The following is a 519-nucleotide window of genomic DNA, read 5'->3' as shown; positions in this document are numbered from 1 at the left end:
ATGCAGGAACACGTCTCGGTGCGAGCACTCGAGGACTGCGGCGAGTACTCACGACAGCTCGGTGCGTTCGCGCGCGGTTCCCTGACCCCGTCACGCACCAAGGTCGTGCAGGAACACCTGGACCGGTGTCCCCGCTGCACCGCCGAGTACCTGCAGCTCCAGGACCTCGGGATCGGGATGCGCGGTTGGCTCCTGCCCGTCCTAGCCGGACTTCCGTTGTGGGCCGGCGCGGGCGGTCGGCTCGTGGACGCGCTCGCCGGCACGTCCCTGGCGGGCTTCGGGGCTGCCGCGTCCCAGGCTCCGGGAGTCGCGGGGACCCCGGCTTTCGATGGCGCGGCGGGGAGCGCCATCGCAACCTCCGGGGGTCCGGGTGCCGGCGGCTCCGGGGCCGGCGCGGGCGCCTCGTCCGGGGCTGCAGCCGCAGGGCAGTCCACGGGGATTGCTGCGTTCGCATCGTCCGGTATGGGCCTGGCGATCGCCGCGGTCGGCGTCCTGGTGGCGGCCGCCGCGGCCGTGGGG

Annotated in this window: 1 protein-coding gene; it reads left to right on the top strand. The window is 74.6% G+C overall.

The genetic code is table 11. From position 1 onward, the window contains the following. Window positions 1–18: 18 nt before the first annotated feature. The coding region (locus tag RF645_RS13410; protein ID WP_368819285.1) for a zf-HC2 domain-containing protein at window positions 19–519 on the top strand (501 nt) is incomplete at its 3' end.

The sequence above is a fragment of the Kocuria sp. CPCC 205260 genome, from assembly GCF_040981045.1.
Lineage (GTDB): Bacteria > Actinomycetota > Actinomycetes > Actinomycetales > Micrococcaceae > Kocuria > Kocuria palustris.
The sequence above is the reverse complement of the archived record's forward strand: the minus strand, read 5'-3'. Positions and strand labels throughout refer to the sequence as shown.